At 40.3% G+C, this 8763-nt stretch carries 8 protein-coding genes; all 8 read left to right on the top strand.

Annotation, left to right across the window (positions count from 1 at the left end; genetic code table 11):
* Window positions 1–229: 229 nt before the first annotated feature.
* On the top strand, window positions 230–625 hold the full coding sequence (locus HUS62_RS02145) for a hypothetical protein (protein ID WP_054561595.1): 396 nt from the start codon (window positions 230–232) through the stop codon (window positions 623–625).
* Between the two features lie 125 nt (window positions 626–750).
* Complete coding sequence (locus HUS62_RS02140; RefSeq protein WP_175078393.1) at window positions 751–1212, top strand: GAF domain-containing protein; 462 nt, start codon at window positions 751–753, stop codon at window positions 1210–1212.
* The gene (locus HUS62_RS02135) at window positions 1209–1487 is read left to right on the top strand and encodes a hypothetical protein (RefSeq protein WP_054561593.1); all 279 of its coding nucleotides are present in this window, start codon (window positions 1209–1211) and stop codon (window positions 1485–1487) included. Before HUS62_RS02140 ends, HUS62_RS02135 begins: the two co-directional genes overlap by 4 nt.
* A gap of 14 nt (window positions 1488–1501) precedes the next feature.
* Window positions 1502–2152 carry an RNA chaperone ProQ gene (proQ, locus tag HUS62_RS02130; protein WP_175078392.1) on the top strand — a complete coding sequence of 217 codons (651 nt, stop codon included), beginning with the start codon at window positions 1502–1504 and terminating at the stop codon, window positions 2150–2152.
* Between the two features lie 27 nt (window positions 2153–2179).
* Complete coding sequence (prc, locus tag HUS62_RS02125) at window positions 2180–4204, top strand: carboxy terminal-processing peptidase (protein WP_058585112.1); 2025 nt, start codon at window positions 2180–2182, stop codon at window positions 4202–4204.
* A gap of 178 nt (window positions 4205–4382) precedes the next feature.
* Window positions 4383–5864 (top strand): Na+/H+ antiporter NhaC, encoded by a 1482-nt coding sequence (gene nhaC, locus HUS62_RS02120; protein ID WP_175078391.1) that lies wholly within the window; start codon window positions 4383–4385, stop codon window positions 5862–5864.
* 41 nt (window positions 5865–5905) lie between these two features.
* Window positions 5906–8500 carry an aminopeptidase N gene (gene pepN, locus HUS62_RS02115; RefSeq protein ID WP_175078390.1) on the top strand — a complete coding sequence of 865 codons (2595 nt, stop codon included), beginning with the start codon at window positions 5906–5908 and terminating at the stop codon, window positions 8498–8500.
* Window positions 8500–8721, top strand: coding sequence for a DUF2835 domain-containing protein (locus HUS62_RS02110; RefSeq protein ID WP_175078389.1), 222 nt, complete (start codon window positions 8500–8502; stop codon window positions 8719–8721). The genes pepN and HUS62_RS02110 overlap by 1 nt, the downstream gene beginning before the upstream one ends.
* Window positions 8722–8763 lie beyond the last annotated feature (42 nt).

The raw sequence follows: 8763 nt of genomic DNA, 5'->3' as shown, positions 1-8763 counted from the left end.
TGGTCGAATGCACCGGTCTTGAAAACCGGCAGGGGTTTGTAGCCCCTCTAGGGTTCAAATCCCTATCTCTCCACCATCATTGAAGCCGCTGAATTTATTCAGCGGCTTTTTTGTTTCTTTTGCTTTTACATTTGTTCTGCAAATTACGACTATTGTCGATATTTCGCATTTTAACTAGTTAGTCCATGCTTAACACTTCTCGTATTATCTTTGTGACATTAGGGAATTTATGAAACATCGTTTAGCAAAGAGTGTAGGACTTTCTTTATTATCGCCTGTGATCATCGGTTGTATCTTAGGCCTTTATTATGCGTTTACACTTGAAGGAAATGGTTTAAACATTTTCTTTAACTTATTCGTTAGCGCAATCGCCAATGCCCACATTGTAGGTCTTACTATGGCAGCGTTTGTGGTACCTGGTTATTTACTTATGTATAAGTATGCAAAGGTTAATTATTCAGGTGTTCTGACACTTGGCTTACTAGGTGGCGCTATTTTCAGCTACTTACTTAGCGCTACAACAGGTATGGCTTTTATAGTCAATGCTGTGATGTCTGCTCTGGCAGCTGGACTGTTTTTATTTGGTTTAAGACAGGGCCTTACAACACAATCTTCTCATCAATAGCAGAATATTTAATCAAGCTGACTGAAATTGAGGGCAAAATGTTTTTTTTTGCCCTTAAAAGGTTTCATTTGTCGTCTACAAAGAGTACCTTTAGCTACTGTATGTTTAATAAGAAGTAGTTTGGTATGCAAAAGCAAGATTTTTACCAGTCATTAGTTAAACAAACTGAGTCGCTAATCACTGGTGAATCAAATGTTATTGCCAACATGGCAAATATTAGTGCGCTGTTATTTACCTCTTTAGAGGATATCAATTGGGCGGGCTTTTATTTAATGGATTCACCTGAAGAATTAGTGCTAGGGCCGTTTCAAGGTAATCCTGCATGTATCCGTATTCCAGAAGGTAAAGGGGTATGTGGAACTGCCGCGCAAACACAACAAACACAACTCATTGAAGACGTGCATGCATTTGCTGGTCATATTGCCTGTGATGCTGCATCTAACTCAGAAGTAGTTGTGCCGATTTTCAAAGACGGTAAAGTATTTGCTGTACTTGATATCGACAGCCCAAGCATTGCGCGATTCGATGCTGATGATCAAGCTGGTTTAGAAGCATTGGTAAAATGCTTTGAGGCAAATCTAAAATGAAAGATCTGCTAAATGTGCAAGATTACCTCTTTGCAATCCAAGATGTTGGTGATTGGGAAGGGGAAGAAGAAGTTGTTGCCGAAAGGCTCAACGACTTGATTCATATGGCATGGGAACGTCTACCAGATGACCTTGACTGTGAATCAATTGATGAAATTATAAATGGTATTTGGGAACACCTTCGTGGTGATTTAGCGCTTATTGAAGCGGACTTCGAAGAGTTGACCGACTGGGTAACACACTATGTCGATTCATCACTTGATGAAAAGATGTAATAAAAGGTTCTAACATGGAAACCACAAACAAGCTAAAAGATATTAATGAAGTACTGGATTTCTTATACCAAGAATTTCCACAATGTTTTAAACAAAAAGACGGTATTCAGCCGCTTAAAGTAGGTATTTTTAAAGATATCGCTGAGCGTATTGAAGGTTCTGAGAAAGTAAGTAAGACTCAGGTTCGTCAAGCACTAAGAAAGTACACCTCAAACTGGCGCTATTTAGAAGCTGTGACTAAGTCTGAGTTCCGTATCGATCTTGATGGTAATCAAGACGAAAAAGTAGAACAAGAGCACATTGAGCACGCACAAAAAGCGTTAGAAGAAAGCCGCGCTAAAATGGCGAAGCGTAAGAAGCCACAACGTCCACGTAAAGACGGTGACACAAAATCTTACAAAAAGAATAGTGGCCACCACGCTAAATCTGGCGAAAAAGGCGCTAGAGTAAATAATAAGCCTGCTAAAGCTGCTCCTGCAAAACGTTCAGGAAAAGTTGAACCTTTACCTGCCTCAGAGGTCAAGGTTAATAGCAAAGTTAAAGTTAAACTTGGCCAAGCACTTGTAAACGCGGTTATTACTGAAGTGAATAAAGATGAAGTTCACGTTGAGTTAGTAACAGGGATGCAAGTTAAGACCAAAGCAGACAGCCTGTATATCATTTAATAGCTGTAAAAAATAAAGGAGTTGTGTATGAGTAAAAAGTTTACGCTCATTCCGTTAGTCGCTGCCCTGTTTTCAGGTTCATTATTGGCATCTTCAGACAATCTGACTGAAAAAGACCTGCCAGTACTCAAGCAAGAAAGCCAACATAGTACGGCAAGCAAACGGGTGACAAACTTATTTACTCGTGCACACTACAAACCAATTAAATTTAACGATGAATTATCTGAGAAGGTTTTTGATCGTTACATTGAATCTCTCGACTACAATAAAAATGTGTTTTTAGCCTCTGACATTGCCTCGTTTGAGCAATATAAAGACCAATTTGATAATGCATTGTCGACAGGTAAATTGGGATTTGCCTTTGATATTTTTAACTTAAGTTTAAAACGTCGTTTTGAACGCTATGACTATTCTTTATCGTTACTTGAAAACGAAATGAAGTTCGATAAAGAAGATGAGTATCTGTTTGACCGCGAAGACGCTAATTGGGCAACAAGCCAAGCTGAGCTTGATGAACTTTGGCGTCAGCGCGTTAAATACGATGCTTTACGATTAAAAATGACTGGTAAAGATTGGCAAGGCATTAAAGAAGTCTTGACCAAACGTTACCACAATGCGCAAAAGCGTTTAGTACAAACGAACAGTGAAGATGCTTTCCAAATCGTGATGAACTCATTCGCACGAAGCATTGAAGCGCATACGTCTTATTTATCACCTCGTCGCGCTGAGCAATTCAAGATGGACATGGATCTTGAATTAGAAGGTATTGGTGCGGTACTTAGCTATGATGAAGATTACACGGTAATCCGTAGCTTAGTACCTGGCGGCCCGGCTGATAAGTCTGAACAAATTAAAGCAGATGACCGCATTATTGGTGTTGCCCAAGAAGGTGAAGAATTTGTTGATGTGATTGGCTGGCGTTTAGATGACGTCGTTGATTTGATTAAAGGCCCGAAAGGGACAAAAGTTCGCCTGCAATATCTAAAAGGGGCAGATGCTCACGGCACACCAAAAGTGGTTGAAATTACGCGTGATAAAATTCGCTTAGAAGACCGCGCTGCAAAATCTGAAGTATTTGAAGCAAAATATTCAGACTTAACCAGCAAAATTGGTGTGATTGAAATCCCAGGTTTCTATAACAACCTATCACAAGACGTTAAAGTTGAAATTGCAAAATTAAAAGAAGCCAAAGTAGACGGTATCATCATCGACTTACGTCAAAACGGCGGCGGTTCACTTTACGAAGCGACGCAGCTTTCTGGCTTATTTATCGATCAAGGTCCTGTAGTACAAATTCATACGCTAAATAATCGTATTGAAGAGCAAAAAGACCGTGACGGCGTCACTTTTTATGATGGCCCACTTACTGTGTTGGTTGATCGCTACAGTGCATCTGCCTCAGAGATTTTTGCAGCAGCGATGCAAGATTACGGCCGTGCTATTGTGATTGGTGAGCAAACCTTTGGCAAGGGTACTGTACAGCAGCACAAACCACTTGGCCGTGCTTATGACTTATATGACCATCCATTAGGTAGCGTGCAGTACACCATTGCAAAATTCTACCGAATTAATGGCGGAAGCACACAACACAAAGGCGTGATCCCAGATGTATCGTTCCCATCGGCAATTGAGCCATCAGAGTGGGGCGAGAGTCAACAAGACAACGCGCTACCTTGGGATAGCATCATACGTGCTAAGTACAACTCTGTTGATAACTTAAAACCAGCGATTGCTTACGTTAATAAGCTTCATGATGCGCGTATTGCAGATGAGCCTGAATTTGGTTATGTGTTTGCTGACATTGAGCGCTATCAAGAAGAGAAAGACCGTAAGACTATCTCATTGGTTGAAGCGACCCGTCTAAAAGAGAAAGACGAAGGTGAAGAACGCGCATTAGAACGTGCTAATGAACGACTTGTTCGCCTTGGTGAAAAGCCAGTAGAGAAGCTTGATGATTTACCTGATAGCCTTGACGAGCTAGACCCTTTCTTAGAAGAAGCGGCATTAATCACCCAAGATTATATAAAATATGGTCGTATCGCTAAGAAATAATTAGCAATTAATTAGCAATATCGATTAATAAAAAGGCGCTTAAGCGCCTTTTTTGCTACCTAAAACAGGTTAGATTGGTATAATCACAAAATCTGCCTGCATAAGGCACTGAAGTTTTGCGTCAAAGCTTTACAATAATAATTAAACACGCCACATAAGACGTGTAGGAGACTATCTTTTGAATTCAATTGAAGAGAAGCCAATTAAACAGGGCAGTTTTTTAGATGCCTTAATCCCAATTACTGTGCTCGTGTGCCTACTAGGCGCTGCTGTTTATTTATTCGGTGATAACTCATCATCGGGTCCTAACCAAATCGCTTTATTATTCGCTACATTTACCGCGGCATTAATTGGCTTAAAAAATGGTTACACCTGGAAGAAACTAGAACAAGCCATGATTGAGGGGATCACCTTATCCCTTGGAGCAATCATTATACTGTTAATGGTGGGTGCCTTAATCGGTACTTGGCTGTTGTCAGGAACTGTACCCACTCTAATTTACTATGGCTTACAAATTATCAATCCTAGCTGGTTCTATGCCGCTAGCTGTTTGATTTGTGGCATTGTGGCTATGAGTATTGGTAGCTCTTGGACTACAGCTGCGACTATCGGTGTGGCGTTATTAGGTGTTGCAACTGGTCTTGGTTTAGAGCAAGTCGTCACGGCAGGTGCGGTCATTTCTGGTGCCTACTTTGGTGATAAATTAAGCCCGCTTTCTGAAACAACGAATTTAGCGCCGGCAGTGGCAGGGGCTGATTTATTTGAGCATATCCATCATATGCTTTGGACTACAGTGCCAAGCTTCATTATTGCGTTAATTATTTTTATTTTTATGGGCTTTAATGCCGGTGGTTCAGCTGAAGCTGGACGTATTGATGAAATCGTTAATTTATTAGAGCAAAACTTTAACATTGGTTTTGAAATGCTAGTACCACTGGTGGTGTTGCTGTTTTTAGCAATTCGTAAGATGCCAGCTTTCCCTGCTATTTCGATTGGTGCGGTGTTAGGTGCAATTTGGGCTATGTTATTTCAATCAGATTTAATAAATACCCAAATTGATGCATCACAAGGCCAAGCAATTGGTTACTTTAAATTAGTTTGGACAACGTTCTTTGATGGTTTCAGCATTGACACTGGTGATGAAAAAATGGATTCATTATTGAGCGGTGGTGGCATGGCTGGCATGCTAACAACCACTTGGCTGATTATGACGGCCTTGATGTTTGGCGCTATCATGGAAAAAACTGGCTTACTTGATATGTTCGTTAAGAGCATCTTAAAGATTGCTAAAAGCACGGGTTCTCTAATCACTGCAACGATTGCAACGTGTATTGGTACCAATGCGGTTGCAGCTGACCAATATATCGCGATTGTTGTTCCTGGACGTATGTTTAAAGACGAATATGAAAAACGCGGTTTAAAGCCGGTCAACTTATCTCGCACATTAGAAGATGGTGGCACAATTACTAGCCCACTTATTCCTTGGAATACCTGTGGTGCCTATATGCAAAGTGTTTTACTAATCAATCCATTTGACTATGCGATGTACGCGTTCTTTAATTTAATTAATCCATTCTTAGCGGTTGTTTATGCCTATTTTGGTATTAAAATTTTACGTATTACCCCAAAACATCTTAAACAAGAAGCTAACGCCGAATAAACTATTTAGGCCCTGCTAAGCAGGGCCATTTGGAGTCAGTAATGTCTGCTACGAGTAAACCTCAAGCTCAATATTTAAAAGATTACCAAGCCCCACAATTCTCAATCCAACACATCGATTTACGCTTCGAATTAGCCCCTTTAAAAACATCAGTGCAGTCAACAATGACAATCAATCGTACCGATGAAAGCAATGCTGATCTTGCGCTAGATGGTGTTGATTTAACACTTATCTCAGTAAAGGTTGATGACAAAGCGTATGATGATTACACGCTTGAAGATGAAAAGCTGATCATTCATAACTTACCTGAAAGCTTTATTCTGAAAATTGAAAACCATATTGACCCGCAAACGAATACCTCGTTAGAAGGTTTGTACTTGTCGGGTGGTGCTTACTGTACGCAATGTGAGGCAGAAGGTTTTAGAAAGATTACCTATTACCTTGACCGCCCAGACGTGCTTGCTAGCTTTGATGTAACCATTATTGCCGACAAAAAGTACACTCACTTGCTGTCTAATGGTAACCAAATTGAATCAGGTAACTTAGATGACGGTCGTCATTTTGTAAAATGGCAAGACCCATTTAAAAAGCCTAGCTACTTATTTGCATTAGTCGCCGGTGATTTTGACGTATTACGTGACCATTACACGACGCAGTCTGGACGAAAAGTTGAATTAGCCTTGTTTGTTGATAAAGGTAATTTATCAAAAACGCCTCATGCCATGACTTCTTTAAAGAAATCAATGCAATGGGATGAAGAGCGCTTTAACCTTGAATACGATTTAGATATTTACATGATTGTTGCCGTTGATTTCTTCAACATGGGCGCAATGGAAAATAAAGGCCTGAATATCTTTAACTCTAAATGTATTCTGGCGAATCAAGAAACAGCTACAGACAAAGATTATCATACGATTGAATCAATTGTAGGTCATGAGTACTTCCATAACTGGACCGGCAACCGTGTGACTTGCCGTGACTGGTTCCAACTGTCGTTAAAAGAAGGCTTAACAGTTTTCCGTGATCAAGAGTTTAGTAGTGATTTAGGCTCACGTGCACTTAATCGTATTGATGCGGTTAAAGTCATGCGTACTCACCAATTTAGTGAAGATGCAGGGCCGATGGCTCACCCAATTCGCCCTGAAAAAGTCATTGAAATGAATAACTTTTATACAGTGACTGTGTATGACAAAGGGGCTGAAGTTATTCGTATGATGCACACTTTACTGGGAGAAGAAAAGTTCCAGCAAGGTATGGCATTGTATTTCGAGCGCCATGACGGACAAGCAGTTACTTGTGATGATTTTGTCGCTGCCATGAGTGATGCGTCTGGCATTGATTTAACGCAATTTAAGCGCTGGTATAGTCAAGCGGGTACACCTAAGCTCAACGTTGAGCAAACGTATGATGAACAAAACCAAACTTTCACATTAAGCATCGATCAGTTTGCACCTGATAATCAGCCTAACAATGCTTTACTACATATTCCTTTTGCTATTGAACTTTTAGATAGTGAAGGGCAGTCGCTACCTCTTGTGATTGATAATCAGCCACAAGATTCGGTATTGAATGTCACAGAAAAAACACAGCAGTTTGTTTTTGAGGGCATTAAACAGCGCCCAGTCGCAGTGCTACTAGAAGATTTCTCTGCGCCATGCATCGTTAATCAAAATACATCTGCCGCTGATCTGTTACATATTATGCGTTTTGCTCGCAGTGACTTTTCACGTTGGGATGCCCAGCAGCGCTTATTTACTAATGAAATGAAAGCAGCGATTGCCAGTGGTGAAGCTTGCTTATCGGATGATATCTTGTCGGCATTAAAGCTATTAGTTGATAATCGTGAAGGTGACCTCGCACTGATTGCTGAGCTGTTAAAACTACCTAGCTACGATACTCTTGCAGCTGAATATGCTGTCATCCCTGTTGATGACATTATTGCTGTTCAAAATGCATTTGAATCGCAAATTGCCAACTTCCTAACAGAATCATTGGTTAATTGTTATAACGCGCTTGAAGATGATGGTTCAACATCTGCTACAGCCGTTGCAGTGCGTGCTCTTAAGCAACTTTGTTTACACTATTTAGCGAAAACAAATCACAGCGATGTTAATGGCCTTATCGAAGAGTCTGCCCACAGTAATAATATGACCAATGCACTTGCTGCATTAAGTGCTGTTGTAAAAGCAAATCACTCACTATGTGATACGCTTTTAACAGAGTTTGATGCTAAATGGCGTCATGATGTGCTCGTTATGGATAAATGGTTTGCACTGCAAGCGATGAAAGATTCAGCAACGAGTATCAGCGATATTAAAGCGCTCTATGATCACCCAAGTTTTGACTTTGGTAATCCTAACCGTGTGCGTGCTTTGGTTGGTAGCTTTAGTTACTTTAATATCACTCAGTTCCACCGTGCGGATGGTAAAGGGTATCAGCTATTAGGTGACTTATTAGTGAAGCTTAACGATATTAATCCGCAAAATGCATCACGCATGCTAACGCCATTTATGTCATGGAAACGCTATGATGAAAATCGTTCTGCGGCAATGAAAGCACAACTTCAACGTTTAGCTGATTTAGACGGTCTTAGTGATGATCTGTTTGAAAAAGTAGAGAAAGCACTCGAAAGTTAATGACAGAGTACTATTTTGCCTTGTATCTGAGTTACTCAGAGTGTCTTGATTACTATCATGGTAAATATAAATCTGTGCAAGTTACAGAGGATGGTGGCAAGACAGTTCGCTTTGACGCTCACCATTTGCGTCCTTTTATTTCTTCACTAGGAATAAGAAGGCGCTTTAGGTTGACATTAACGGCTGAAAATAAGTTTTTAAAACTCGAGAAAATTAGTTAAAAAAGCAGCATTAGCTGCTTTTTTTGTAATATTTGTCGTCCA

Source organism: Pseudoalteromonas sp. 0303, assembly GCF_013349995.1.
Classification (GTDB): Bacteria; Pseudomonadota; Gammaproteobacteria; order Enterobacterales; family Alteromonadaceae; genus Pseudoalteromonas.
Note: the sequence above shows the minus strand (reverse complement) of the source record. Positions and strands in the feature narration are given on the sequence as shown.

Bases quoted from the DNA above. Each gene is read 5' to 3' on its own strand.
- proQ (WP_175078392.1), top strand. From the start codon at position 1,502: ATGGAAACCACAAACAAGCTAAAAGATATTAATGAAGTACTGGATTTC.
- HUS62_RS02135 (WP_054561593.1), top strand. From the start codon at position 1,209: ATGAAAGATCTGCTAAATGTGCAAGATTACCTCTTTGCAATCCAAGAT.
- pepN (WP_175078390.1), top strand. From the start codon at position 5,906: ATGTCTGCTACGAGTAAACCTCAAGCTCAATATTTAAAAGATTACCAA.
- HUS62_RS02140 (WP_175078393.1), top strand. From the start codon at position 751: ATGCAAAAGCAAGATTTTTACCAGTCATTAGTTAAACAAACTGAGTCG.
- prc (WP_058585112.1), top strand. From the start codon at position 2,180: ATGAGTAAAAAGTTTACGCTCATTCCGTTAGTCGCTGCCCTGTTTTCA.
- HUS62_RS02145 (WP_054561595.1), top strand. From the start codon at position 230: ATGAAACATCGTTTAGCAAAGAGTGTAGGACTTTCTTTATTATCGCCT.
- HUS62_RS02110 (WP_175078389.1), top strand. From the start codon at position 8,500: ATGACAGAGTACTATTTTGCCTTGTATCTGAGTTACTCAGAGTGTCTT.